Source organism: Bradyrhizobium sp. SUTN9-2, assembly GCF_003122645.1.
GTDB lineage: Bacteria > Pseudomonadota > Alphaproteobacteria > Rhizobiales > Xanthobacteraceae > Bradyrhizobium > Bradyrhizobium yuanmingense.
The window spans coordinates 897,278-923,427 of the sequence record NZ_LAXE01000001.1; the positions used below are offsets into that span (position 1 = coordinate 897,278).

At 64.6% G+C, this 26,150-nt stretch carries 25 protein-coding genes; 13 read left to right on the forward strand and 12 right to left on the reverse strand.

Annotated features, from left to right (window positions below):
- Positions 1-4 precede the first annotated feature (4 nt).
- Together XF30_RS04240 and XF30_RS04245 are read left to right on the forward strand one after the other, a co-directional pair.
- A complete protein-coding gene (locus XF30_RS04240) occupies positions 5-1,324 on the forward strand; it encodes an SDR family oxidoreductase (protein ID WP_036002855.1) in 1,320 nt (439 codons plus the stop codon).
- A 60-nt stretch (positions 1,325-1,384) separates the two neighbouring features.
- On the forward strand, positions 1,385-1,792 hold the full coding sequence (locus tag XF30_RS04245) for a thiol-disulfide oxidoreductase DCC family protein (RefSeq protein WP_036024199.1): 408 nt from the start codon (positions 1,385-1,387) through the stop codon (positions 1,790-1,792).
- Between the two features lie 22 nt (positions 1,793-1,814).
- On the opposite strand, the gene XF30_RS04250 is transcribed toward XF30_RS04245, so the two are convergent.
- The 6 genes from XF30_RS04250 to XF30_RS04275 form a co-directional block, all read right to left on the reverse strand.
- Positions 1,815-3,059: a flavin monoamine oxidase family protein gene (locus tag XF30_RS04250; RefSeq protein ID WP_109142007.1), complete on the reverse strand. Its 1,245-nt coding sequence runs from the start codon at positions 3,057-3,059 to the stop codon at positions 1,815-1,817.
- 101 nt (positions 3,060-3,160) lie between these two features.
- Positions 3,161-4,987 carry a translational GTPase TypA gene (gene typA / locus XF30_RS04255; protein ID WP_036002847.1) on the reverse strand — a complete coding sequence of 609 codons (1,827 nt, stop codon included), beginning with the start codon at positions 4,985-4,987 and terminating at the stop codon, positions 3,161-3,163.
- 239 nt (positions 4,988-5,226) lie between these two features.
- Positions 5,227-5,514, reverse strand: coding sequence for a hypothetical protein (locus XF30_RS04260; protein WP_109142008.1), 288 nt, complete (start codon positions 5,512-5,514; stop codon positions 5,227-5,229).
- Positions 5,511-6,956 (reverse strand): radical SAM protein, encoded by a 1,446-nt coding sequence (locus XF30_RS04265; protein WP_109142009.1) that lies wholly within the window; start codon positions 6,954-6,956, stop codon positions 5,511-5,513. The genes XF30_RS04260 and XF30_RS04265 overlap by 4 nt, the downstream gene beginning before the upstream one ends.
- Positions 6,953-7,669 (reverse strand): prolipoprotein diacylglyceryl transferase family protein, encoded by a 717-nt coding sequence (locus tag XF30_RS04270; RefSeq protein ID WP_109142010.1) that lies wholly within the window; start codon positions 7,667-7,669, stop codon positions 6,953-6,955. Before XF30_RS04270 ends, XF30_RS04265 begins: the two co-directional genes overlap by 4 nt.
- Before the next feature lie 75 nt (positions 7,670-7,744).
- On the reverse strand, positions 7,745-8,509 hold the full coding sequence (locus XF30_RS04275; protein WP_036002835.1) for a Crp/Fnr family transcriptional regulator: 765 nt from the start codon (positions 8,507-8,509) through the stop codon (positions 7,745-7,747).
- A 179-nt stretch (positions 8,510-8,688) separates the two neighbouring features.
- Here XF30_RS04275 and XF30_RS04280 point away from each other — a divergent pair, with 179 nt between their 5' ends.
- Positions 8,689-9,069 (forward strand): response regulator, encoded by a 381-nt coding sequence (locus tag XF30_RS04280; RefSeq protein WP_057025841.1) that lies wholly within the window; start codon positions 8,689-8,691, stop codon positions 9,067-9,069.
- Between the two features lie 3 nt (positions 9,070-9,072).
- Here XF30_RS04280 and XF30_RS04285 read toward each other — a convergent pair whose 3' ends face one another.
- From XF30_RS04285 to XF30_RS04295, 3 genes are all read right to left on the reverse strand, one after another.
- Positions 9,073-9,798: a hypothetical protein gene (locus tag XF30_RS04285; RefSeq protein WP_057025842.1), complete on the reverse strand. Its 726-nt coding sequence runs from the start codon at positions 9,796-9,798 to the stop codon at positions 9,073-9,075.
- 109 nt (positions 9,799-9,907) lie between these two features.
- Positions 9,908-11,449, reverse strand: a complete 1,542-nt coding sequence (locus XF30_RS04290; RefSeq protein ID WP_109142011.1) for an alkaline phosphatase D family protein — start codon at positions 11,447-11,449, stop codon at positions 9,908-9,910.
- A 183-nt stretch (positions 11,450-11,632) separates the two neighbouring features.
- Positions 11,633-13,078 carry a TAXI family TRAP transporter solute-binding subunit gene (locus tag XF30_RS04295; RefSeq protein WP_050991799.1) on the reverse strand — a complete coding sequence of 482 codons (1,446 nt, stop codon included), beginning with the start codon at positions 13,076-13,078 and terminating at the stop codon, positions 11,633-11,635.
- Positions 13,079-13,230: 152 nt separating this feature from the next.
- Here XF30_RS04295 and XF30_RS04300 point away from each other — a divergent pair, with 152 nt between their 5' ends.
- Both XF30_RS04300 and XF30_RS04305 read left to right on the forward strand, forming a co-directional pair.
- The gene (locus XF30_RS04300; RefSeq protein WP_109142012.1) at positions 13,231-13,521 is read left to right on the forward strand and encodes a 4a-hydroxytetrahydrobiopterin dehydratase; all 291 of its coding nucleotides are present in this window, start codon (positions 13,231-13,233) and stop codon (positions 13,519-13,521) included.
- Positions 13,522-13,635: 114 nt separating this feature from the next.
- On the forward strand, positions 13,636-14,022 hold the full coding sequence (locus XF30_RS04305) for a YkvA family protein (RefSeq protein WP_036038785.1): 387 nt from the start codon (positions 13,636-13,638) through the stop codon (positions 14,020-14,022).
- Between the two features lie 192 nt (positions 14,023-14,214).
- On the opposite strand, the gene XF30_RS04310 is transcribed toward XF30_RS04305, so the two are convergent.
- Positions 14,215-15,189: an NADPH:quinone oxidoreductase family protein gene (locus tag XF30_RS04310; protein WP_036002812.1), complete on the reverse strand. Its 975-nt coding sequence runs from the start codon at positions 15,187-15,189 to the stop codon at positions 14,215-14,217.
- A gap of 255 nt (positions 15,190-15,444) precedes the next feature.
- Between XF30_RS04310 and XF30_RS04315 the strand changes: the two genes are divergently transcribed.
- The 7 genes from XF30_RS04315 to XF30_RS04345 all read left to right on the forward strand — a co-directional run bounded on the left by XF30_RS04315 (position 15,445) and on the right by XF30_RS04345 (position 23,216).
- Positions 15,445-16,284 carry an SDR family oxidoreductase gene (locus tag XF30_RS04315; RefSeq protein ID WP_109142013.1) on the forward strand — a complete coding sequence of 280 codons (840 nt, stop codon included), beginning with the start codon at positions 15,445-15,447 and terminating at the stop codon, positions 16,282-16,284.
- 116 nt (positions 16,285-16,400) lie between these two features.
- The gene (locus tag XF30_RS04320; protein WP_109142014.1) at positions 16,401-17,063 is read left to right on the forward strand and encodes an invasion associated locus B family protein; all 663 of its coding nucleotides are present in this window, start codon (positions 16,401-16,403) and stop codon (positions 17,061-17,063) included.
- A 187-nt stretch (positions 17,064-17,250) separates the two neighbouring features.
- Positions 17,251-18,453: a dual-specificity RNA methyltransferase RlmN gene (gene rlmN / locus XF30_RS04325; protein WP_036024187.1), complete on the forward strand. Its 1,203-nt coding sequence runs from the start codon at positions 17,251-17,253 to the stop codon at positions 18,451-18,453.
- Between the two features lie 134 nt (positions 18,454-18,587).
- Positions 18,588-19,082, forward strand: a complete 495-nt coding sequence (locus XF30_RS04330) for a hypothetical protein (protein WP_109145561.1) — start codon at positions 18,588-18,590, stop codon at positions 19,080-19,082.
- A 57-nt stretch (positions 19,083-19,139) separates the two neighbouring features.
- The gene (locus XF30_RS04335) at positions 19,140-19,916 is read left to right on the forward strand and encodes a phosphatase PAP2 family protein (protein ID WP_109142015.1); all 777 of its coding nucleotides are present in this window, start codon (positions 19,140-19,142) and stop codon (positions 19,914-19,916) included.
- Positions 19,917-20,006: 90 nt separating this feature from the next.
- Complete coding sequence (gene argG, locus XF30_RS04340) at positions 20,007-21,344, forward strand: argininosuccinate synthase (protein ID WP_109142016.1); 1,338 nt, start codon at positions 20,007-20,009, stop codon at positions 21,342-21,344.
- A 114-nt stretch (positions 21,345-21,458) separates the two neighbouring features.
- Complete coding sequence (locus XF30_RS04345; RefSeq protein ID WP_109142017.1) at positions 21,459-23,216, forward strand: alkaline phosphatase; 1,758 nt, start codon at positions 21,459-21,461, stop codon at positions 23,214-23,216.
- Positions 23,217-23,309: 93 nt separating this feature from the next.
- Here the strand turns inward: XF30_RS04345 and XF30_RS04350 are convergent, their stop codons facing one another.
- Positions 23,310-23,930, reverse strand: a complete 621-nt coding sequence (locus tag XF30_RS04350) for a TetR/AcrR family transcriptional regulator (protein WP_109142018.1) — start codon at positions 23,928-23,930, stop codon at positions 23,310-23,312.
- 231 nt (positions 23,931-24,161) lie between these two features.
- Here XF30_RS04350 and XF30_RS04355 point away from each other — a divergent pair, with 231 nt between their 5' ends.
- The gene (locus tag XF30_RS04355; RefSeq protein WP_109142019.1) at positions 24,162-25,118 is read left to right on the forward strand and encodes a homocysteine S-methyltransferase family protein; all 957 of its coding nucleotides are present in this window, start codon (positions 24,162-24,164) and stop codon (positions 25,116-25,118) included.
- Between the two features lie 50 nt (positions 25,119-25,168).
- On the opposite strand, the gene XF30_RS04360 is transcribed toward XF30_RS04355, so the two are convergent.
- Positions 25,169-26,150: OmpA family protein (locus XF30_RS04360; protein WP_244608872.1), on the reverse strand; the 982-nt coding region annotated here is incomplete at its 5' end.

The window sequence follows — 26,150 nt, forward strand, 5'->3', positions numbered from 1 at the left end:
AGCGATGAGTGAGCGAACCGTTTTGGTGCTCGGCGCCTCCGGCCTGATCGGCCGCTTCGTCACCGACGATCTGCGCACGCGGGGCTTTCGCGTCGTCGGCGTGGCGCGGAGCCTGTCGCCGGCGCAGAGGATGAGCGCGCTGGACATCGAGCTGCCGATCCTCATCCTCGACACGGCCGCGCTGACGCGTCTCCTCAGCGAGCACGCGGTAGACGTCGTCGTGAACTGTCTCGGCGTGCTCCAGGATGGCCCCGGCAGCAACACGAGCGCGGTGCATCGCGATTTCGTCGCGCGACTGCTTCGGGCGATCGGCGGCAGCGGCCGCGCAATCCGGCTGGTGCACATCTCGATCCCCGGCTCCGCGGAGGCGGACCGCACCGCCTTCGCTACGACCAAACGCGAGGCCGAGCGCCTGATCGGGGCTAGCGGCATTCCTCATGCCATCCTGCGGCCCGGCTTCGTGGTCGCACCGTCAGCCTATGGCGGTAGCGCCATGCTCCGCGCGCTTGCAGCCTTTCCGATCGATTTGCCGGCCAAGGACATGGCAACGCCATTTCAGCCCGTGGCGATCGAGGATATTACGGCGACCATCGCCTGGCTCGCCGCGCGCGACATCGACGATGCCTCGTTGAGGGCGGTGAGCTGGGACCTGATGCAGGCCGAACCGATCACCATGGCCGGCGTCATCAAGCCGTTTCGCCATGCGTTCGGCACGGACGGCTGGCCGCGCATCGCGATGCCCCGCTTCCTGCTCGATCTCGGCGTGAAACTCGGCGATGTCGCCTGCTATCTCGGCTGGACGCCGCCGATGCGCTCGACCGCCATTGCCGAGCTGCGTCGCGGCGTGACTGGCGATCCGTCAGCGTGGAGCGCCGCGACGGGTATCGCGCCGAAGCATCTGGCTGAGGCGATCGGACGCCATCCTGCCAGCATCCAGGACAAATGGTTCGCGCGCCTGTTCCTGGTCAAGGCGCTGATTTTCGCAAGCCTGGTCGCGTTCTGGGTCGTGTCCGGTTTCATCGCCTTGTTCGTGTCCTACGGTGCCGCCGCCGGCATTTTGACCGCGCACAACTTTCCGCCCGCGCTGGTTGATCCCATCACCATCGGCACCAGCCTGATGGACATGAGCATCGGTGTCTTGATCGCCTTCCGCCGAACGGCTGCGATCGGCTTGGTCGCGGGTATTTTCGCTTCGCTCGGCTATATGCTGGGCGCGGCGATCCTGACGCCCGACCTCTGGATCGAGCCGCTTGGCGCGCTGGTGAAGACCGGGCCGGCGATCGTCTTGATGGTCGTCGCGCTCCTGATGCTGGATAACCGATAGCGTTTTCGAGCGAAGTGGATTCCGGTTCGCGTGAAGAAAACGCGTCAAAAAGAGAGTCTGATGCCCAAATGGCCTGAGGACGACGTCATTCTGTTCGACGGCGTCTGCATCTTCTGCTCACGCTGGGTCCGCTTCGTGGCCAAGCGCGACACGGCGAGGCAGTTTCGGTTCACGCCGATCCAGTCGGATTATGGCGCCCGGCTCGCGCGCACGTTCGGCATCGACCCCGATGATCCCGACACCAACGCGGTTGTCCACGGCGGCGAGGTGTTCATGAAGTCGGATGCTGTGCTGACGGTGCTGTCGCAACTCCCAGGCTGGCGCTGGGTGCGCGCATTATTCGTGTTGCCGAAGCCGCTGCGGGATGCGGTCTACAGCCTCGTCGCGCGCAACCGCTATCGCATCTTCGGAAAGTATGACGCCTGCTTCGTGCCAGATGCGGATTTGCGAGCGCGAGTGATCGAGTAGCCCGCAATGACGGAGCTTGCAGCTAAGGCTTGCCCAGAGCCGCCAGCACTTCCTTCGCCGCCCGCTCGCCGCTGTCCCGTGCACCATGCGCGGTCGTGAAGAAGGTCGGCGACGTCGCCTCGCCCGCGAAGAACAGACGTGCATCCACCGGCGCAGCCAGCACGGCACGGTCGCCGGCATGGCCGGGCAGCGCATGCGAATACGACCCCCGCGCAAAGGGATCGCGGGCCCAACGCGATTCATACAGCGGCTTCAGCTTGCGGCGGATATCGTTGCCGAGAAAACCCGCGATCTCGCTGATGGCTTGGGCGGCGATGGCACCGTCGCCGGCATCTTCCAGCGCGCGGGCAAAGCTGCCGCCGAAAAAGCCCTCGATGCAGGGCTGGCCGAACGGGCGGATGTGATAGGTGCCCATCTCCGTGCGCATGGTGGCGCCGCGTAGATTGCCTTCTGTCGGAAAGGTCTCGGCGTCATCGAGGGCCAGCGTCACCTTATCGTCGACGCCGAGCGGCAGGCCCGCCGCTGCGTTCACCTTTGCGGGGAGCGGCGGCGAGAAGCGGATGGCTTCTTCCGCGATGAGATTGGTCGGCACGGTGACGATCGCCTTGTCCGCGGTCAGCGCGCCCCGCGACGTCTCGATGTGGACGCGTTTGTCCGAATGATCGATCAGCGCGACATTGCAATTCAGCGCCACCGGGCAGGGCGCACCATAGGCCGCAATCAGCGCGCCATAGCCGCGGCGGACGCGCCAATTGAAGTTGGTGTCCTCATAGGCGTCCCAGTCCAGCGTCGACATATCCTTCAGCTCGCACCCGTTGATATAGGTCGAGATCGCGTCGATCATCGGATTCCAGCGATTACCGGGCTCCAAATGCGAGCTCGCGGCCTCGTCCTTACCTGTTTGCGCCGCTTCCCACAGACGCTCATAGAACGCGTCCATTGCGCGCATGAAATCGTCGCGCTCGCTTTCCGGAAAGGCATTGCCGTAGGCCCGCTCGCGCCAGGGCGGCAGGTCCTTGTTGAGCTCGAAACCGAGCTGTCGCGCGATCGGCACGAAAGAGTTCTTGTCGGCCGAATGCAGCCAGCCGCAGCCGACGTCGAACGTCACCTCGGGTGAGGCCTGCACCGTCCAGGCCCGGCCGCCGAGCCGGTCACGTGCCTCCAGCACGATGACGGAGAGGCCACGGCCCGCCAGCGCGTGCGCCGCGCCGAGGCCGGCGGCACCAGCGCCGATGATCGCGACGTCGACGGAGGAGGGGAGGGACATGAAAAAGCGAATAGTGAGTGGCGAATGGCGAATAGAGTATCGGAACTAGGGCCTGTGGCCAAACGGCCCTATTCGCTACTCGCCAATCCCCATTCGCCCGCTTACGCCACCGCTTCCTTGGCCTTTTCCGCGCGCTTGCGCTCGTTCGGGTCGAGGTGCTTCTTGCGCAGGCGGATCGACTTCGGGGTGACCTCGACCAGCTCGTCGTCCTCGATATAGGCGAGCGCCTTTTCCAGCGTCATGCGGATCGGCGGGGTCAGGCGCACCGCTTCGTCCTTCGAGGTCGTGCGGATGTTGGTGAGCTGCTTGCCCTTGAGCACGTTGATCTCGAGATCGTTGTCGCGGGTGTGCTCGCCGACGATCATGCCGCGATAGACCTTCCAGCCCGGCTCGATCATCATCGGGCCGCGGTCTTCCAGCTTGAACATGGCGTAAGCCACCGCTTCGCCCTGGTCGTTGGAGATCAAGACGCCGTTGCGGCGGCCCTGGATCTCGCCCTTGTACGGGGCATAGCCGTGAAACAGGCGGTTCATGATCGCGGTGCCGCGGGTGTCCGTGAGCAATTCGCCCTGGTAGCCGATCAGGCCGCGGGTCGGCGCGTAGAACACCAGGCGCTGACGGTTGCCGCCCGAGGGCTTCATCTCGATCAGCTCGGATTTGCGCTCGCTCATCTTCTGCACGACGACGCCGGAATGCTCCTCGTCGACGTCGATCACGACCTCCTCGATCGGCTCCATGGTGGCGCCGGTCGCTTCGTCCTTCTGGTAGACGACGCGCGGACGCGACACCGAGAGCTCGAAGCCTTCGCGGCGCATGGTCTCGATCAGGATCGCGAGCTGGAGTTCGCCGCGGCCCGACACTTCCATGGCGTCCTTGTCGGCGGATTCGACGACGCGCAGCGCGACGTTCCCCTCGGCTTCGCGCAGGAGACGGTCGCGGATCATGCGGCTCGTCACCTTGTCGCCTTCGGTGCCGGCGAGCGGGGAGTTGTTGACGATGAACGACATCGACACGGTCGGCGGATCGATCGGCTGCGCCGGCAGCGGCACCTCGACGGTCGGATCGCAGAAGGTGTCGGCGACCGTGCCCTTGGTGAGGCCCGCGATCGCGACGATGTCGCCGGCTTCGGCTTCATCGAGCGGGGTGCGCTCGAGGCCGCGGAACGCCAGGATCTTGGTGATGCGCCCGGACTCAACCAGCTTGCCGTCGGCGTTCAGCACCTTGACCTGCTGGTTCGGCTTCAGCGTGCCGGAGGAGATGCGGCCCGTGATGATGCGGCCGAGATAGGGGTTGGCTTCGAGGATGGTACCGATCATGCGGAACGGACCTTCCTCGACCTTCGGCGGGGCGACGTGGCGCAGGATCAGGTCGAACAGCGGCTCCATGCCCTTGTCCTGCGGACCTTCGGGACTATCCGCCATCCAGCCCTGCTTGGCCGACCCGTAGAGGATCGGGAAATCGAGCTGCTCCTCGCTGGCATCGAGCGCCGCGAACAGGTCGAACACCTCGTTGATGACTTCGGTCGGGCGCGCGTCGGGGCGGTCGACCTTGTTGATGACGACGATCGGCTTGAGGCCGACCTTGAGCGCCTTGGAGACCACGAATTTGGTCTGCGGCAGCGGGCCTTCGGCGGCGTCGACCAGCACCAGGGCGCCGTCCACCATGTTGAGGATGCGCTCGACCTCACCGCCGAAATCGGCGTGGCCGGGGGTGTCGACAATGTTGACGCGGGTGTCCTTCCACTGCACCGAGGCCGCCTTGGCCAGGATGGTGATGCCGCGCTCGCGCTCCAGATCGTTGGAATCCATGGCGCGATCGGTCACCTTCTGGTTCTCGCGGAACGTGCCGGACTGCTGCAGGAGTTTGTCGACCAGGGTCGTCTTGCCGTGGTCGACGTGGGCGATGATGGCGACGTTACGAAGATTCATGAGTGAGCTTCTTTGCGGTCGAACAATGGGTTAAGCGCGATCTCGCCGGTCGGACCGGGACCTCTTCTCGAAACAACGCTGGAAGACTGGAAACGGGGCGCTTTCCGCCCAAAAAGGAAGCCCGGCCATATCAGACCGGGCGCCCTGCGCGTTGCGGCGCAATATATGCAAAAACGGCCAAAAAACAATGTGTTCTTTGACCGTTGGTTGACTGAATTTTGTCCGGGAATCCCCGGGGCTTAGGGCTGGGTCGGGGGGTGAGCGGGGATCCTGCGCCCCTTGATGGCCGCCCAGATCATGGCGACCCCGCCGATGCCCACGACCAGTCCCAGAAGGACGAACGGCGCGATGTCGCCAGTGATCTTGCCGTCCTCGAACATCGACACTCCGCCGAACAGGAGTGCGCAGAGACCTGGCAGCAGCATGAAGATCCCGGCGATCGCCATCAGCGCGGTGAGGCAACCGCTGCGAGCTGGGCCGGGCGTTGGTGCGGGTGGCGGTAGAACCGGCGGTGGCGTGTCGCTCATCGTGGTGCCTCCTCGGTTTGCCTCGCCTCGTGATAGGTTTGCCCCTCGAGCCCGGCGCGAATCCGGGAGATGGCGCCATTCCGATAGAACAGATTGTAGGTGTCGAACGGGATGATCGCCCCCTGCTCGGTCACGAAATGGATGCAGCTGCGCTTGACGTTGCCGACGCAGAAATTGAAGCGGTCGAGAAACTGCACGATGGTGACGCGGAAGACGTTTTCGTAGGTGAGCCCGTCCGGCACCTGAAAGCTCGGCAGGCAGCACAACAATTCGCAGACGCGCTCGGACGTGTTGAGGGGCCCTGAGGAGAGCGAGAACAGGTCGATGAACTTTTCCCGCAGCATCGGATACTTTTCCGGGCTGATCGTGTTTGGCATCACCGCAACCAGCTGCTCTTGCGGAATCAACGAGGTCAGCGGCAGCACCTTCTCGCCGTTGCGCAGGCCATAGCCGATCGAGATGCTCTCGGGGTTGCAGGGCAGCGGGATCATGTCCTTGTCGCCGAACACGCCGGTTTCGATCACGCGCTTGCGGATCTCCGACAGCATGATGCGGTCGGTATTCTTGTCGAAGCTCTCGTTGCGGCCGGCATCCTGGACCGGCTGCAATGTCACCCCGCGCACGCACGTCCAGGTCAGCGCGTGGCGCACGATGTCGCCGATCTCGGAATCGTTGACGCCGCGCTTGATGGTCGCGACCAGCGTGGTCGAGATGCCGTAATGCTCGAGATTTTCCAGCGCCTGCTGGCGGATTTTTCGCAAGTCCGCGCCGCGCAGATTGATCAGCGCGTCGCGCTGCAGCGAATCGAATTGGAGATAGACTTCCAGCCCGCGCTTGTTCTCGGCGAGCCGCGCCACGAAATCCTTTTCGCGGGCGATGCGCAGTCCGTTGGTGTTGATCATGACGTGGCGGATCGGCCGGGCGCGCACGGCGTCCAGGATCTCGAAGAAGTCAGGATGCAGCGTCGGCTCGCCACCGGAAATCTGCACGAGATCGGGCTCGCCCTCGCTCGCGACCAGCGCGTCGAGCATCTTCTCCACCGTCGCGAGCGGCGTGAATTTGGTTCGTGCCGGCGAGGACTCCGCAAAGCAGACCGGGCAGGTGAGGTTGCAATGCTCGGTGATCTCGATCAGCGCCAGGCAGGAATGCTGCTCGTGGTCGGGACAGAGACCGCAATCATAGGGGCAGCCGAATTGGGTTCGTTCCTGGAATTGCAGCGGCCGGTCGCCCGGCTTGATGAAATCCTTGCACAGCCGCCAATAGGCGGCATCGGTCGACACCAACGTCGATTGCACGCCGTGCTCCCTGCAGCGCTTTTCGTACCAGACCTCGTTGCCGAGAATCTGGATCTTGGTCGGCACCAGCTTCAGGCAGATCTCGCAAAGAGATTGGGTCTGGCCCCAGAAGATGTAGGGACGCGACTTACGCAACGGCGCGTTCATGCAAGTGACTCTTTTTGTAAGCGTCTCGCTTTGGGTGCCGTCGCCAGCATGAATGCGGCGTAGAGCAGGACGGACAGCGACAGCAGGTGAAACAGGGTCAGGGGCCCGATCAGCGTGCCATAGGGCTTGAGGAATTCCCATAGGAAGCGTTGCGCTCCGTAATAGGCGAGCATCAGGTAGAAACCATTGGTGATCGTGAACGCGTTCCGGTTCAAGACCGCCACCACATAGGCGAGCGCGAACAGGGCCATGGCCGCGCTCTCGTAGAGCTGCACGGGATGGCGGCGAACGCCGTCGCCGAAATCATGGCCGAAGGGCAGCGCCGTCGGCGTGCCATAGGTGAAATCGTCGAGGCCCGCGAGGTAACAGCCGATCCGGCCGATCGCGATGCCGAGCGCCAGCGGCAGCGCGAAGCGCGCGCCGGTTCGCACCGTGACGCCTGCGGACCATTTGTAGAGCTCGATCGCCACGATGCCGCCCGCCAGCCCGCCCTCGACCGAGCGCGCAATGCCGCTTTGCCCGGACAGCCACAGATTGGCGGAGCCGAACAGATAGGCGCCGATGCCTGCGCCAAACACCAGCGCGGCAATATAGGGCAGCGCGAAGGATTGCGAGGGAAACTGCAAGCCCCGTCGCGACAGCCAAAAGACGGCGGTAGCCGCCGCCAGCCAGGCCAGGATGTCGAAGAGAGTGTGAAGGAAAGCCCCGCTCATGCGGGGCCAGTATAGCACGACCGCGGTTAGAACGGCGCGCCGCGCATTATAGCGCCACAAGAGAGAAGGAAGAAGCTACCCGGCCTCCCGCTCCTCGGTCGGATAGACCCCGCGCAGCACCTCCTCGAAATGCATCTTCACCGCATCGTTGCACAGGCAGGCGCGCAGCCTCAGGCCGTCGCGGTTGCGGACGAGGATCGAGCCGCGCCGCGTGTCGAGCACGCCTTCGGCCTTGAACGACTGAAGCACGCGGCTGGCATAGGAGCGGCCAACGCCGAGCAAAGTCGCGAGCTGTTCGTGGGTCAGCGGCACACTGGTCTCGTCGCCGGTCCGCTCCATCGCCGCCAGGATCCATTTGGCGGTGCGCTGCTCGATCGAATGGATCGCGTTGCAGGCGGTCGACTGGAAGATCTGGGCCAGCATGCAATCGGCATAGCGGGCAAAGACGTTGCGCAGCGACGCCGAGCGCAGCTTGGCCGCTTCCAGCTTGGCAACGTGAATGCGCGCAAACGGTCCGCCGAATTTGACGCAGATCCGGGTATAGGCCGGCAGAAACCCCTCGCTGACGATGCCGCCCACCGCGCCTTCGCGGCCGACCAGAATGGTTTCGACGTCGCGGCCATCCTCGTTGGGGACGAGGAAAGTCGCGAGCGACGGGCCGCAGGGGAAGTGGACCACCTGCACGTCATCGCCGGGATTGTAGAGCAAGTGCCCGGCTGCAGAGTCCTCGACGGTCACGTGCGGCGCCACGAGGCCGTAGTCGACCTGACTCAAACGCCGCAGCAGATTGTTGGCCGGCCGGCTCTCGACCTCGGTGATCTTGCCGATACGCGCATCCATTCTGAACTCCCACCCTTCCTCCCACCTTAGCGAGTTCCATCCGTTTCCTGTGTGCACAAGTGGACAGACCAGAGAACGATGATGTGGTGAGTTTCGTTCCGGGAACCCTCCGATGCGCTGCGCGCAGGCATCGTGTCGCGGCAGTCCTGATCCAAAAACCCCCAAACCAAGATGCGATCATGGTACCTGCACACTCCAATGGCACAGGCTGGCCGGCCGATGTTCTGATCGTCGAGGACGATCCGATCATCGCGATCGATTTCGAGGATCGCCTGCTCGGATTTGGTGTGGCCGCCGTGCGGACCGTGGGTTCGGTGACGCAGGCGTTGAACGCCATTGCGAAACGGAGACCCGATTTCGCGCTGCTCGATGTCGAGCTGATCCGCGAGACAAGCTTTGCGATCGCCGAGCGGCTCATTGCGCTGAAGGTTCCGTTCGTGTTCGTCACCGGCTACGGCGCCGAGGTGCGCATCCCGCCCGGATTGGCGGGCCGGCCCCGGCTGCAGAAGCCGTGCTCGAGCGAGGCGCTGGAGGCGGCGCTGCAGGCACGGGACACCTGATCGCTACTTGCCGGAGCGAATGCAGAGCTCGGCGAGGTCGGTCTCGACGCCCTTGAAGAAGGTGTGCGGAAGCGGCGGCGGCGATGAGGCTTTCTTGATCGCCGCACTCTGCGCAATCGCCTCTTGATCGGACAATTGCAGGAAACGTTTCAGCGCCTTCGAGCGACTCTTCCTGGCGAATGTCTCCAACCGCTCTTCCGTTGCATCGGTCGGATTGAGACGGAGCAGAGCTTCGTTGCCTGTCTGCAATGGATAGACCCCTCCAAGTTTCACGCGGGCGATCACGTTGTAGCGGTCGAAATGCTCGAAGATCAAATCCAGGATCTTCGCCTGACGTATCGGCTCTTCCATCGCGAGATAGCGCTTCACATCCGGATTGCTCTTCAGGCTTTCCAATTCGGCTGCGCCGGCAAATGGATTGTCGGAGGTCTGCCGGTCGATGAACGCCGATGCGCCATCCAGCATATGCGTGCCCCATCTGATGACGATATCGCGGCCGCGCGGTTCGAGCTGGTCGGCAGCCAACCCCTTGTCCGTCAGACATGCCGGGTCGGCGCTTGCGCGCAGTGACTTGCCGAGCTCGGCGGTCAGCGCCTTGCCGTAAGGCGAAGCGAGGGCCTCGCGCACCAGCGTCGCTCTGTCCTGAGCCTTCTCTTGGGTCTGCGCGCATGTGGGGGATGCTGCGCTCAGCAGCAGCGCGATAACGATCGTTGGGCGGCTGAACGGCACGGTATCAACTCGAACATGGCTCGGACGGCATCACGCCCTCGAAAATGCGCTGGCGCTCGCAATTGTCGTCCGAGCCGGCCGGAGGGTTCATCCGGCTTCGAATTGGCCGTCACGCAAGCTTCGGATCGAGCGTGGTCGACCACAGCGCGACGTCGGCGCGATCGCGCAGGGTCACCGTCATCCGGCCGGACGCGCCGTCGATCTTGACGTGACCAAAGAACTGCATGCCGGCGGACGGCGGCAGGTTCTGGCTATCCTTGCCCGGCGCCTTGACGAAGCGCACCTCGGGGCCAAAGGTATTGTCGAGCGCGTTCGGGCCGAACGTGCCCGCGTGCAGCGGGCCCGAGACGAACTCCCAGAACGGCTCAAACTCCTGGAATTGCGCCTTGTTCGGATCGTAATAATGCGCGGCGGCGTAGTGCACGTCCGCGGTCAGCCACACCGTGTTGCTGATCGGCGCCATCTTGATGAAGCGCAGGATGTCGGCGATCTCGAACTCGCGGCCACGCACCGGGCCGTCGCCCTGCGCAACGGCTTCCGAGCCGCCCTTCGGCGTGTCGGAGACGATCAGGCCGATCGGCATGTCCGATGCGATCACCTTCCATGTCGCGCGTGAATTCAGCAGGCCGCGCTTGAGCCAGGCGATCTGCTCCGGGCCAAGGAAATAGCTGGCGGGGCCATAGGCGGTTTCGAGATTGGCACCGTTCGGCCCGCGATAGCTGCGCTCGTCGAGCACGAATACGTCGAGATGCGGGCCGTAGGAGATCTGGCGATAGACGCGGCCGGGTTCAGTGATGCTCTCCCGCATCGGGTACATCTCGTGGAACGCCCGGCCCGCGCGAGCTGCGAGCAGTGAGATGTCGCGCACCTTGTAGGCGGCCGGCAAGTCTTTCGACAGCGACCAGTTGTTGGTGACCTCGTGGTCGTCCCACTGCACGAAGACCGGCACCTCGGCATTGAAGGCGCGGAGATTGTCGTCGGTGAGATTGTATTTGTACGCGGCGCGGTACTCGTCCAGCGTCTCGGCGACCTTGGCTTTCTCCGGAATGGTCAGATTCTTCCAGATCTTGCCGTCGGCGAGCTTCACCTCGGGTTGGATCGGACCGTCGGCATAGATCGTGTCGCCCGAGTGCAGGAAGAAATCCGGCCGGTGCTTGCGCATGGTCGAGAAGGTGACCATGCCGCCGTCGTCGGAATTGATGCCCCAGCCCTGCCCTGCGACGTCGCCGCCCCAGACGAAGCTGACGTCGCGGCGGTCGGCCGGCGCGGTGCGGAAGTGGCCGGTCACCGCCTCGCCCTCGATCGCGCTGTGGGAGAGATCGCGGAAGCGGACGCGGTAGAAGATGTCCTGGCCGGCGGGTAGATTTTCGACCAGCATCTTGGCGGTGAAGTCGCTCTCGGGCAGCGCCGCAATCGGCGGCAATGCGCGGACGTTCTTGAAGGACTCGCTCGTGGCGACCTCGACCAGCATCTGCGATGGACGGTCGGCGCGCGCCCACACCACGCCGCCATCGACGGTGATGTCGCCCGCTTGCACGCCGTGGGTGACCGCCGGCCGATCAGCCGCGCGCGAAAGATACGGCATCGCCAGCGTGCCGAGCGCACCGGCGCTGCTGGTGAGGAAGCGGCGGCGGGAGAATGTGATGGTCATGAGGCTCCGACCCCGGGCTTGCGGTCGAGTCCGTCATTCCGGGGCGCGCGTAGCGCCGACCCGGAATCCATGTCTCCCCGCGAATGCTGCGCAATGGATTCCCGGTTCGATGCTTCGCATCGCCCCGGAATGACGTTGGGAGCTATATTGAGACAATGTGACGCAGCAATAACGCGCTCGGGCTCACGCGTTGCCGGCGGCCCGGAACTGCGCGCTGGCACGTTGCAGGTTCGGCGGCAGGCTGAACAACACAGCCTTGCGGTCGGCGACGGCGGCGTGGAATTGGTCGAGTGCGATGTTGAAGGCGGTGAGCGCGGCTTCCTCGATCGCGCCGTGATCGAAGCAGCGCAGCGTGTCGCGCAGGATCTCGTCGGCCTCGGTCTGCATCTGGTCGAGCTCTTCGGTCGTCTCGCACTTGCGTGCCGCGGCGATCATGTCGAGCAAGCGTTCGCGCTGGTGATTGTTGTTGTCGCGCTCGTCCTTCTTCAGATAGCCGGCGAACCAGGCGCCGACCGAGCCCATGGCCGAGAGCGCCATCAGGCTCCACCAGATGTAATCGCTGTATTTGTCGAGGAAGGTCTTCTCCTCGCCGTCGACGAAAGCGGCCGCACCCGGATGCACCGGGATCACCGCATCCTTGTCGGTGTCGGGCGTTTCGATCTTCGCCGCCAGCGGGAATTCCGTCACCAGTTGCTGGCGCACGGCGAAGAGCTGGCGCGTGAACGCTGCGATGTCGGCCTCGGACACGCCTTTGCGCGCTACGATGTGGTGCGCGAAGCTGATGGTCTTGACCTCGTCCTCGGGACGGTCGGGCGAGCCGCCGTAGGTGCCGGCGGGGATCTCGCCCGCTTCATAGACTGGATGGTTTTGCGCGATCGCATCGGCGGAATCGATGGCGAGGAAGGTTGGCGTGCCGCCCTCCCTGACCGATGCCGAGATCGCGTCCGCCGTGATCTTGCTGTTGACCGGGCCTGCTGCGAGATAGACGTCGGCCTTCTGCGCCTTGATCGCCTCGGCAACTTCATTGACGGGAAATTGCACGATCTCGACCTTGGCCGGGTCGACGCCGTATTGGTGCAGGATCACCTTGAGCAGATTGACGTTGGCCTGGGTGCGGCCGACGACGCCGATGCGGTGGCCGGCGAGTTGCGCGACCTTGGTGATCTTCGCGCCCTTCTTCTTGCCCTTGGCGGGCACGGACCACAGCACCACGACGTTCTTGCGCAGGGTCGCGACCGCCTGTGCGTTCTTCGGCACGTCGAGATCGCCACGCACGATGGCGAGATCGACCTTGCCTTCGGCGAGCGCATTGGCGCTGGCGGTTGCGCCGTCGGTCTGGATCGGGCGCAGCCGCACATAGCTCTTGTGCTGCGCGAAGCCTTGCGTCAGCGCCTGCACGACCTTGACGTCGTCGCTGTTGGCGGGGCCGACCGCGATTCTGAGCGTCACGGGACGCATCGCGAAGTAATAGCCGCCTGCGACCACGCCAACGATCGCAAGCAGGAACGCCAGAGACACGAGCGCCGTCTTCCGCGCCGCGGATCGCGGCGAAGGCGGAGGGGGCGTTTCGGCCAGGTCCAATCCCCCGGTCATCGGTCTCCCAAACAGGCGCTTCAGGCTCAGTTTCATCTTGGCCGGCGATTTACGCCCGCAATTGTAGCAAATTTCTTGTCCGGCGGGGTTACATCTCCGTCATGGTTAGCGGATGCAGGAAATCCCGTATGAACCGGGGCGCCGGGGCGGTGTTAGAGTAAAGTTCCCCCTAGAGGACGGAGACGACCATGGCAGAACGGCTCTCGGCGGAGGCGCGCAGGCAAGCGCTGGGCGGACTATCCGGCTGGACTGACGTCCAAGGCCGCGACGCCATCGGGAAGACCTTTGTCTTCAAGGATTTCAACGAGGCGTTCGGCTTCATGACCCGCGCCGCGCTGGTCGCCGCGAAGATGGATCACCACCCCGAATGGCGCAACGTCTACAAGACGGTGGAGGTGGTGCTGTCGACCCACGATGCCGGCGGCGTCACCGCGCGCGACATGGCGCTAGCCAAGGCGATGAACGCCATCGCAGGCTGACACCAAGCAGACGTCTTGAAGCAGACGTCTTGCAGGGACCGGCTGCATCCCCATCTTGTGATCAGCCGGGATCGGGCGGTCCTCCGCCTCCCGCAGAACGGGGAGCATTTGAGCATGGCTGCCGAGCACAGCGTTGGCTTCGAGCCGGCCGATCGGCTCGCGGAAGATCGCGAGAGCGTGCGCCGCCGCTTCTGGCGCAAGCTGAAGCGGGTCGCTGCGCATCTGCCGTTCGCGGAGGATCTACTTGCCGCCTATTACTGCGCGTTCGACCGGCAGACGCCGCGTCACGTCCAGGCTTCGCTGCTCGGTGCAATCGCCTATTTCGTCCTGCCGTTCGATTTCGTCGCGGACGTGATGCCCATGCTCGGCTTCGCCGATGACGCCGCCGTGCTCGCCACTGCCATCCGCATGGTTGCCGGCCACATCACGAACGAGCATCGCGAGGCCGCCCGCGCCGCGCTGAAGCGTGGGGTGGAGGAGGCGGACGTCGAGGCAGCGTAACAGTTTCGCCACGCCTTCCGCTGTCATTCCCCGCGAAGGCGGGGAATCCAGTACGCCGCGGCCTCCCGGTTCAATCGCTGACGTCACGGAGTAATGGATCGCCCGCCCCTGTGCGCAATTGCGCACTAGGCGGGCGATGACAGTGAGTGTGTGGTGTGCAGGTCGCGACAAACGCGTTTCCGTCTCGCATCCTCACGGATGCAAGATCACCTTGCCCATCGCCTGCCGTCCCGCCAGCACCTTCAACGCATCCGCCGTCTGAGCCAGCGGGAAGGTGCGATCGACATGCGATGAGATCTTGCCTTCCGCGGTCCACTTCACCAGCTTCTCGAGATTGGCGCGGTTCTTGGCCGGGTTGAGCCGGGTCCAGGCGCCCCAGAACACGCCGCGGATGTCGCAACCCTTCAGCAGCGCGAGGTTCAGCGGCATCTTCGGAATGTCGCCGGCGGCAAAGCCGATGACGAGGAAGCGGCCTTCCCATGCGATCGAGCGCAGCGCCTGTTCGGCGTAAGCACCACCAACGGGATCGAAGATGATGTCGACGCCCTTGCCGCCGGTGAGCTTGCGCAGGCCTTCCTTCAGATCTTCCTTGGCATAGTTCAGCGTCAGCTCGGCGCCGTGCGCCTTGGCGAATTCGAGCTTCTCGTCCGACGAGGCGCAGGCGATGACCTTCAAGCCCATCAGCTTGCCGAGCTCGCAGGCCGCAAGGCCGGTGCCGCCGGCCGCGCCCAGCACAGCGAGCGTCTCGCCCGGCTTGGGGCTGGCGCGATCTTCCAGCGCATGCAGCGCGGTGCCGTAGATGATGATGATGCCGGCCGCGCGGTCGTAGTCGAGATTGTCGGGGATCTTCACGATCGATGCCGCCGGCAGCGCGATCTTCTCGCGTGCGCCGTTGTGGCCGCAGGAGGCGACCACGCGATCGCCGACCTTGAGATCAGTGACACCAGCGCCGATGCTCTCGATCACGCCCGCAACTTCCGCGGCCGGCGAGAACGGGAACGGCGGCTTGATCTGGTACTTGCCCTGGATCATCAGGATGTCGAAGAAATTCAGCGCCGCCGCCTTGATCGCGATCACGGCTTCGCCGGGCCCCGCCACCGGATCGGGCACCTCAGTCAGGACGAGGTCGTCGGGCTGGCAATATTGCGAGCAGAGGATGGCTTTCATGGCAGCACCTTGAGGGCGTTTCGGGTGGAATTATAGTTTGGCCGTTTCTGCCGGATTTAGGCAGTGGCGACAATCCGGATTCTTTGTCTGGGGTCAGCGGCGGCCTATCCTCCGTCGTTGCGAGCGCAGCGAAGCAATCCAGAGTCCGTCCTGCGGAATAGTCTGAATTGCTTCGCGAAGCCCGTCATCGGGCCGCGCTTCGCGCGGGACCCGGTGGCTCGCAATGACGAAATCCGCGGAGAAAGGATTCAAACGATGTTTGAAACAAGCCTGCTGAAGAACAAGCGCATCCTCATTACCGGGGGTGGTTCGGGTCTCGGCGCTGCGATGGGGCGTCGCTTCCTCGCGCTCGGCGCCGAGCTCGTGATCTGCGGCCGCAAGCTCGAGCGGCTCGAGGCGACGGCGCGCGAGATGCGCGACGAGATCGGCGGCACGGTCATCACCATCGCCTGCGATATCCGCGACGGTGCGGCGGTCGACGGCATGATGGATGCGATCTGGCGCGAGGCGCCGCTCGACATCCTCGTCAACAATGCCGCTGCCACCTTCATCGCACAGAGCGAGCATCTCTCCTTCCGCGCCGCGGACGCGATCCTGGCGCCGACACTGCATGGCTCGATGTATTGCACGCTCGCCGCCGGCAGGCGCTGGATCGAGGCTAACCAGCGCGGCGTCGTGCTGTCGATCCTCTCGACCTCCACCATTACCGGCCGCGCCTTCACCGTTCCCTCGGCGATGGCGAAATCCGCACTGCTGGCGATGACCAGGAGTCTTGCGGTGGAATGGGGCCCGAAGGGCATCCGGACCGTGGCGATCGCGCCGGGCCCGTTTCCGACCGCAGGGGCCACCGGGCAGCTCCGTCCCGAAGGCCGCGACGAAGGCTGGACCTCGCGCAATCCGCTCGGCCGCACCGGCGAGCACGGCGAGCTCGCCGATCTCGCCAGCTTCCTGGTCTCGGATCATGCCGCCTACATCAATGGCGAGATGGTGGTGATCGACGGTGGCGCGCATCTGCGCAGTTCCGGCGCCGAGGATTTGCTCGGCTGGACCGAGGCGCAATGGGCCGCGCAACGCGCCGCCCGATCCAGGGCCTAGCCGCCGAAGATACCGCTAACTGCCTTCCCAAATTGAACTTTCCCGGCTATCCCTGCCCGGGGACAAAGCGCGCTCGGGCCATCTTCCAGTCACAATATTGAGGGAACCAACGCGGCATGTGGCGGGTGCTGATTTTAGCTTTGATGACTGGCGTGGCGGCCGGGGGAATCGCCGTGTCTGCGCGGGCGCAGACGGCGCAACCGACGCCCAAGTCCAGTCCAGCTCCAAAAGAGGCGGCACCGAAGCCGGCGGCGCCGCCGGCCAACACCAACGCAAAGGCGGCCCCGAAGCCCGAGAGCAAGCCGGCGGCTGCGGCCGTTGCGGGGGGCGCGGAGCCGACCCTGATCGGGCAGTTCGGCACCTGGGGTGCCTATTCGGCGACGCCGAACGGCAAGAAGGTCTGTTTCGCGCTGGCCAAGCCGTCATCGTCGAAAACCAACCCGCCGAACCGGCCGCGCGACCCCGCCTATGCCTTCGTCTCGACCCGGCCGGCCGAGAAGGTCAACAACGAAGTCTCGGTCATGATCGGCTATGCGCTGAAGCCGGGCTCGGAATCGACCGCCGAGGTCGGCGGCGCCTCCTTCGCCATGTACACGCAGGGGGACGGGCTCTGGATCAAGAACGCGGCCGAGGAGGAGCGGATGGTCGAAGCCATGCGCAAATCCGCCGATCTCGTCGTCAAAGGCGTCTCGGCCAAGGGGACCGAGACGACCGACACCTTCTCGCTGAAGGGCCTCGCCCAGGCGCTCGACAAGATCGCGCAGGATTGCCGGCGTTAAGACCGCGGGCGATAAGGTCGCAATCGGCGGTTCCGGTTGTTATATAGGGGCCGTTCCAGATTTCTTCGTCATTCCGGGGCGCGCACAGCACGAACCCGGAATCTCCGAGGTTCCGGGTCTGGTCCTCAGGGTCGCTTCGCGATCCCTTCGGACCATCCCGGAACGACCAAGCCATTAGGTCCATTCAATGCAACCGACGACCGAGCCGCACAACGGCCTCCTGGTGGAGAAGACCCCGCTCGAAACCTATGTGCCGCCGGCCAAGCCGTCGCTGATCGGCCTGTCGCGCACCGAGCTTGCCGATCGGCTCGGCGAGATCGGTGTCGCGCCGGCCCAGCGCAAGATGCGGGTGCAGCAGCTGTGGCACTGGATCTATTTCCGCGGCGCCCAGAGCTTCGACGAGATGAGCTCGATCTCCAAGGGCATCCGCGCCGAGCTCGCCCAGCATTTCACCGTCGACCGGCCGGAAGTCGTGGCCGAGCAGATCTCCAACGACGGCACCCGCAAATGGCTGTTGCGCCTGCCGAGCGGCGATAATGTTCAGAAGGCGCATGAAGTCGAATGCGTCTACATCCCCGAGACCGACCGCGGCACGCTCTGCGTTTCCTCGCAGGTCGGCTGCACGCTCAATTGCGCCTTCTGCCACACCGGCACCCAGCGCCTGGTGCGCAATCTCACCGCCGGCGAGATCGTCGGGCAGGTGATGGTCGCGCGCGATCGTTTGAATGACTGGGCCGATCGCGAGGACGGCACGCGCCGCGTCACCAACATCGTGATGATGGGCATGGGCGAGCCGCTCTACAATTTCGACGCGGTGCGCGATGCGCTTCTGATCGTCGGCGACAACGAAGGCATCGGCATCTCCCGCCGCCGCATCACGCTGTCGACCTCGGGCGTGGTGCCGAACATCGTGCGGGCCGGCGAGGAGATCGGCGTCATGCTCGCGATCTCGCTGCACGCGGTGCGCGACGAGCTGCGCAACGAGCTGGTGCCGCTCAATCGCAAATATCCGATCAAGGAGCTGCTGCAGGCCTGCCGCGACTATCCCGGCGCATCGAACGCGCGCCGCATCACCTTCGAATATGTGATGCTCAAGGGCGTCAACGATTCGCTCGACGATGCCAAGCTGCTGGTGAAGATGCTCAAGGGCATTCCGGCCAAGATCAACCTGATCCCGTTCAATCCCTGGCCCGGCACCGCCTATGAATGCTCGGACTGGGACCAGATCGAAAAGTTCTCCGAATATATCTTCAACGCCGGCTATTCCTCGCCGGTGCGCACCCCGCGCGGCCGCGACATCCTCGCCGCCTGCGGCCAGCTCAAGTCGGAGACGGAAAAGCTCTCGGCGCGCGAGCGCCAGGCGCTGCGCGCCATGGCGATGACGGATTAGTGTGTCATGCCCGTGCTCTCGCCTCCTCGTCATTGCGAGGAGCGTAGCGACGAAGCAATCCAGACCGTCTCCGCGGACGTATGTCTCGATTGCTTCGCTCCGCTCGCAATGACGACAATCGGGACTTCTTCGTCATGTCCCTGATCGGCCGCCTCGTCGTCATCTTCATCGGCTTCCTCGCCGCCTGCTTTGTCGGCGGCATGATCGTCGTCGTCGCGCTGCTGTTTCCGGAATTCGCCGATCTCGGCGCCGGTCCGGTCGACCAGGGCACGATCGACATCCTGCTCGGCTTCGGCTTCATCTTCGTGTCCGGCTTTGCGCTGGTGCCGGCGGCGGTGATCGTCGCGATCACCGAAGCGCTCTACATCCGCAGTGCGATCGCCTATGCCGTCGGCGGCGGCCTTGTCGGGCTCGCCTGCTATCTCGGCCTCGTCCCGTTCCATTCCGACACGTTGCAGTTCGAGGGCATCGTCCGGCGTCACCTGGAGATCATGACCGGCGCGGGCATCGTTGCCGGCTTCGTCTACTGGCTGATCGCCGGCCGCAACGCCGGCGCCTGGCGCATCCCGCCGTCCCCGCGGAAACCACCGCCGCCATTGCCGGCGAATTCAAGGCCGGGCCCGCGGTGAGTTTCCTACCCTCCCCTGGGGTTTCCATCTCCATCCCACTCCGCTAAACCGCGCGCCATGAACCGTACCGGACTCTTCATTGCCCTGGCGCTGTGGCTCGTGATCGGCGTCGTCTTCGGCCTCTATCCCGAGCTCGACCTCAAGCTCGCATCGCTGTTCTTCGACGCGGAGACCAAGACGTTTCCGCTCAAGCTGAACGGGTGGGCCGGCTTTGCGCGCGATGCGGCGATGTGGATCGCCTGGGCCTTCGCCCTTCCCTCGATCGTCGCGCTCGTGGTCAAGATGATCCGGCCCGACCGGCCGCTGATGGTGCCGGGGCGTACGGTCATCTTCCTGCTGGTGACGATGACCATGTCGGCCGGTATTTTGACCAACCTGACGTTCAAGAATTATTGGGGCCGTCCGCGTCCGGTGGTGGTGACCGAGTTTGCCGGCGATCAGCAATTCGTGCCGTGGTGGGATCCGCGCGGCACTTGCGGGCGCAATTGCTCGTTCTTCTCCGGCGAAGGCGCGACGGCGTTCTGGACGCTGGCGCCGGCCGCGCTGGCGCCGCCGGCGTGGCGGCCGCTCGCCTATGCCGCCGCCGTGGTGTTCGGCGCCTTGACCAGCGCCCTGCGCATGGCCTTCGGCGGGCACTTTTTCACGGACGTGTCGATCGCCGGCCTCGTCACCTTCGTCGTGATCTGGTTCGCCTACGCGCTGATTTACCGCTGGCCGCGGACGCGGTTCTCGGACGAAGCGGTGGATGCCGCCCTGACCCGGTTGAACATGCCCGCTTACCGGCTCCGCCAGCGCCTGTTCGGCCGCAAGACCGACCCCGAGCCCTCGGTTTGAGCCATTAAAGGGGTGCCGAGCCCCGCGAAATTTGATATTCGCGCGGTCGAACGCACCCATCACATCAGCTTAGACCCGATTGGAAGCCCTATGACCACGATCCTGAAAAGCCTGCCCAAGGGTGAGAAAGTCGGCATCGCTTTTTCGGGCGGCCTCGACACCTCTGCGGCGCTGCTCTGGATGAAGCAGAAGGGGGCGCGCTGCTACGCCTACACCGCCAATCTCGGCCAGCCGGATGAAGCCGACTACAATGAGATCCCGCGCAAGGCGATGGAATTCGGCGCCGAGAACGCGCGCCTCGTCGATTGCCGCACGCAGCTGGTCCACGAGGGCATCGCCGCGATCCAGTCGGGCGCCTTCCATATCTCGACCGGCGGCATCACCTATTTCAACACCACGCCGCTCGGGCGCGCCGTCACCGGCACGATGCTGGTCGCAGCGATGAAGGAAGACGGTGTCAACATCTGGGGCGACGGCTCGACCTTCAAGGGCAACGACATCGAGCGCTTCTACCGCTACGGCCTGCTCACCAATCCCGGCTTGAAGATCTACAAGCCTTGGCTCGACCAGCAGTTCATCGACGAGCTCGGCGGCCGCGCCGAGATGTCTGCGTTCATGACCGCGCAAGGCTTCGCCTACAAGATGAGCGCGGAGAAGGCGTATTCGACCGACAGCAATCTGCTCGGCGCCACGCACGAGGCGAAGGATCTCGAAAGCCTCGACAGCGGCATCAAGATCGTCAACCCGATCATGGGCGTGCCGTTCTGGCGCGACGACTGCAATGTCAAGGCCGAGAAGGTCGTGGTGCGCTTCGAGGAAGGACAGCCGACCGCGCTGAATGGCCAGACCTTCTCCGATCCGGTCGCGCTGTTCCTCGAGGCCAACGCGATCGGCGGCCGTCACGGCCTCGGCATGAGCGACCAGATCGAGAACCGCATCATCGAGGCCAAGAGCCGCGGCATCTATGAGGCGCCCGGCATGGCGCTGCTGCACATCGCCTATGAGCGCCTCGTCACCGGCATCCACAACGAGGACACGATCGAGCAGTACCGCATCAGCGGCATGCGCCTGGGGCGCCTGCTCTATCAGGGCCGCTGGTTCGATTCGCAGGCGTTGATGCTGCGCGAGACCGCACAGCGCTGGGTCGCCCGCGCCGTCACCGGCGAAATCACGCTCGAGCTGCGCCGCGGCAACGATTATTCGATCCTCAACACCGAGAGCCCCAACCTTACCTATGCGCCGGAGCGGCTGAGCATGGAGAAGGTGGAGGACGCCGCCTTCACGCCGGCCGACCGCATCGGCCAGCTCACCATGCGCAACCTCGACATCGCCGACACCCGCACCAAGCTCGGTCTCTATTCGAAGACCGGCCTGTTGTCGGGCAGCGAAGGCTCGCAGATGTTCCGGCTCGAGAGCGACAAGGGCTGAGGCTTTCCGGAGCCCGGATTGCGCTTCGCTCCATCCGCGCTCCGAGCTTAATGACGCTGTCATTCTCGGCCGCTACGCTTTCACTGTTGGAAACGGGATTGCGGAGCATCGCACATGGTCAGGGGATCGGCACTCGCCTCTCTCATTGTTCTCTGTTGGGCATCATCATCGTCGGCGCAGACGATCTATCCGATCGATCGCGCCGAGATCCTGGCCGGAGCCAAGTTCGACTTCAAGGTCGAGCTCCCGGGGCTGATCGATCCCGCCAAGTTGAAGGTGACGGTGAACGGCGCGGATTACGCGGCCGCGTTCGGCCGCTCCGGAACCTTCGTCGAGCGCGAGGACGGCAAGGAGCAGTCGGCCCTGGTCCTGCGCGACGTCACGCTGACCAAGCCGGGTAGCGTCGCCGTGGAGGTGAGCGACGGCACGCGCCAGCGCAGCGTCACCTGGACGGTCTACGACACCGGCCCGCGCAAGGCGAAGAACGTCATCCTGTTCATCGGCGATGGCATGTCGCCGGCGCATCGGGTCGCCGCGCGAATCCTGTCCAAGGGCATTTCGGAAGGCAAGAGCCGCGGCAAGCTCGCCATCGACGACATGCCCCATATGGCCCTGGTGGCAACCGCCGGCTCGGACTCGATCATCACGGATTCCGCGAACTCGGCGAGCGCCTATGCGACCGGGCACAAGAGCGCCGTCAATGCCCTCGGCGTCTATGCCGACCGCAGCGCGAGCCCGCTCGACGATCCCAAGGTCGAAACCATCACCAGCCTCGCCAAAAGGCGGCTCGGCATGGCGATCGGTGTCGTCACCAATACCGAGATCGAAGACGCGACGCCGGCGGCGATGGTCGCGCACACCCGCCGGCGTGCCGCCTATGACGACATCGTCGAGCAGTTCTTCGCGGCAAAGCCGGATGTGATGATGGGCGGCGGCAGCGCGAATTTTCTGCCGAAGTCGGCTGCCGGCTCCAAGCGCAAGGACGAGACCGACTACATCGCGAAGTTTCGCGATGCCGGCTATCAGCTGGCGACCACCGCGGGCGAGCTCAGCGCCTCCGCCGCCAAGCAGGAGACGAGCAAGCTGCTCGGCCTGTTCGCCACCGGCAACATGGACGGCGCGCTCGACCGCAAATTCCTCAAGGGCGGCGGCGTCAAGAAATTCCCCGAGCAGCCTGATCTGACCGAACAGGTGCAGGCAGCGTTGAAAATCCTCTCTAAGAACGAAGCCGGCTTCTTCCTGATGGTCGAATCCGGAATGATCGACAAATACGCGCATTTGCTCGACATGGAGCGTGCCGTCTACGACACGATCATGCTCGACAACGCGGTGCGTCAGACGCGCGAATGGGCGCGCGCCCGCGGCGACGATACCCTCATCCTGGTGGCGGCGGACCACAATCACCCCAACAGCCTCGTCGGCACGGTGAATGACGACATGGCCACCGTGCCCAACGTTCCCTTACGCGAGCGCGTCGGGGTTTACGACAAGGCCGGATTTCCGAACTATCCGGCCCCAGACGCGGAAGGCTACCCGTCACGCATCGACGTGAGCCGCCGGCTTGCCATCTTCTCGGCGAGCCTGCCCGATCATTACGAGACGTTCCGTCCGAAGCTCGACAATCCCAACGAGCCGACCGTCAAGGCCGGCGACGACGGCACCTTCAAGGCCAACGACAAATACAAGGAGGTCCCGGGCGCGGTGCTGCGCCCCGGCAATCTGTCGTCGCTGGTCGGCGCCAGCGTGCATTCGGGCGAGGACGTCATTGTCACGGCGGCGGGCCCGGGGAGCGAGCGCGTGCACGGCTCGATGGACAATACCGAAGTGTTCCGCGTCATGGCCGAGGCGCTGGGATTGGCTGCGCGAGAATGATGGGGGCGACTGGCCAACCTGGGCCCAATCACATTCCTGCCGCTGGCGAGCGCGGCAGGACGGGCCGCCCTGGTCCGCTCACGTTCCATCAATTCACGACGAGTGAGGCGGCGTGAAGACCAGCTTCACGCAGCTGCGGAAGAGCATGATCTGCCGCTCCAGCCGCTTCGGGTCGTTGAGCGTCTTGGACATGATGATTGCACCGTCGACCACGCACGAGATCATCTCCGCGAGATCGTCGAGGTCGATCGGCTCGCGGGGCGGATAGACCGCGGCGATGCCGTCGAGAATCTCGCGGAAGTGCGCATTCCAGCTCCGGACCGATTGTGCAGTCAGATCGCGAACATCGCGGTCGAACAAGCGCTCCTGGTAGCAGATGCTGGCGATCAGGCAGCCGGGATGGCCGTTCGGCAGATCGGCCATGACTTCAGCGAGTAGTTTCAGCGAGATCAGGAACGACTGCAGCGGGTCGTCGGAGAGCTCACGTCCGCGCCTGAAGATCTCATCGAACAGGCGGTCATTCGTATCCACGTACCGGCGCAGCATCTCCCGTGCGAGCGCGTTCTTGTCCCTGAAGTGATAGAAGAAGCCGCTCTTGGTCAGTCCGGCCTCGGCAATGACCTCCTCGATCGAGGTGGCGCCGAAGCCCTTTGCAAGCACCGCCGCTTCCGCGATCTCGAGAATGCGCTCGCGCGTCGCTTCGCCCTTTCCCATCGATGTCTCCAGAACTGTACCGACGGTGCGGAAATTGGTTCTTGGGGCCAAGGCCCACTCCGCGTGACTCGTGCAAATCATTGATTTGTCTCCGCTTGCGGGTGGAAGTTCAGCCGCACCACGGGGCTTCTAGAGCGACGCGACATTATGCGGCACCAAATGCCGCGACCGAACACGGGCCTAGCGCGACCGAGTGAAGAGAGCGGGCCCGTCCAAATGATGGAGCGATCAATGGCCAGATACAGACATGGTCTGCCGCAGCGCGGCGGCGGCATTTTCCTGACCGACGGCGGAATGGAAACAACCCTCATCTTTCAGCACGGGCTGGAGCTGCCCCACTTTGCGGCATTCGTGCTGCTCGACAGCGCGGATGGCCGCGCGCATTTGAGGCAGTACTACGAAGCCTACCTGCGTATCGCGCGGCAGCATGGGCTCGGCTTTGTCCTCGACAGTCCGACCTGGCGCGCCAACCCCGATTGGGGCGCCAAGCTCGGCTATGATGCGGCCAGGCTTAAGGCCATCAACATGCGCGCCATCCGCTTCCTCGACGAATTGCGCGGCGCTTGGGAGTTGCCCGGCATGCCTTGCGTCATCAACGGCGCGATCGGTCCGCGAGGCGACGGCTACAAGGCCGGCAACATGGACGCGGCGGAGGCGGAAGCCTACCACTCAGGCCAGATCGCGGCCTTCGCCGAGGCGGGCGCCGACATGGTGACTGCATTCACGCTGAACAGCATCAACGAAGCGGTGGGCGTGGTCCGTGCAGCCAAGAGGCAGGACATTCCGGTCGCCATCTCTTTCACGGTCGAAACCGATGGCTGCCTCGTCCGGGGAGAGTCGCTGCGCGAGGCGATCGAGGCGGTCGACGACGCAACTGAACGTGCCTGTGAATACTTCCTGATCAATTGCGCGCACCCAACTCACTTCGAGAGTGCACTCGCCGCAGGCGAGGCGTGGGTGCAGCGCATCCACGGCATCAGAGCCAATGCATCGGCCAAGAGCCATGCCGAGCTCGACGAATCGGAGGCGCTGGACAGTGGTGATCCCCAAGATCTCGGCCGCCGCTACCATTTGCTGAGGCGCGCATTCCCCGGCATGCGCATTCTCGGCGGCTGTTGCGGCACTGATCACCGGCATGTTGCCGCCGTTTGCGAGGCATGCCTGCCGTCGGAAGCAATGACGGCGTGACAAGAAAAATGGCCGGGATCGCTCCCGGCCATTGTCTTCTTGCGAAGGTCTTACTGGCGCGGCGGAGGCGCCGCGTTGGCCTGGTCGCCGTTGAGCAACGGCGTGATGCGACGGACGGTGACGCGCCGGTTGATCAGGCTCGCGCCTTGCGTCTGCTCCTTCAGATACTGCTCGCCATAGCCCTGCGACGTCAGGTTCTCCGCGGGCACACTGAATTGCTGCGTCAGCAATTCGGCTGCGGCCTGCGCGCGGCGATCCGACAGCGACAGATTGTCGACCTCGTTGCCGACCGCATCGGTGTGGCCCTCGATCAGGAACACCTCCTGCGGGTTGGCCTGGAGCGCCTGGTTGATGCCGTCGGCGATCACTTGCAGCCGCGCCGCCTGATCCGGCGGAATGGTCCACGATCCGGTCTCGAAGTTGATCGTGTTGACGTCGATGCTCGGCATCTGCATGCGAACATTCGGGCTGTAGCGGATCTCGTCGAGCGAGTAGCGCCGGTCGATCCGCTGCACCGGCGGAGCCCGCATCGTTTCGTAGATCACCTGCGGCGGCGCCTCCTGGGCGTCGACGATGTAGCGATCGTAGGGAATGTTGACCACCGGCGGCGGCACGTCGACGTAGAAGCCGCCGACCGCCCGCGGATCGCGGTAGGTGTTGTCGATGATCACGATCTCGCGTCCGCGCGGGTCCCGGCGGATACGACGCAGCAGCGAGCCGTCCGGCCCGACCACGGTGATCACCTCGCTGCCGTCGGGACGGATCACGACGGTGCGGGTTTCGCCGCCGACGGTGTCGGTGCGGATGTCGCGGGCGCCATAGCGGAAGCGATAGAGATCGTTGCCGCGGACGTAAGCCTGCCCGCCCGGATCGCGGATGATGATGCGGTCCGGCTCGGTGTAGACGGTGCGGCCGCCTTCGACGACCTCGCGCCGCTGGTTATGGATATCGGCGATGGTGGCGCCGATCACGGCGCCGGCCACCACGCCCGCGCCGATCGCGAGCGGCGTCAGGTCACGCTGCTGCGGACGC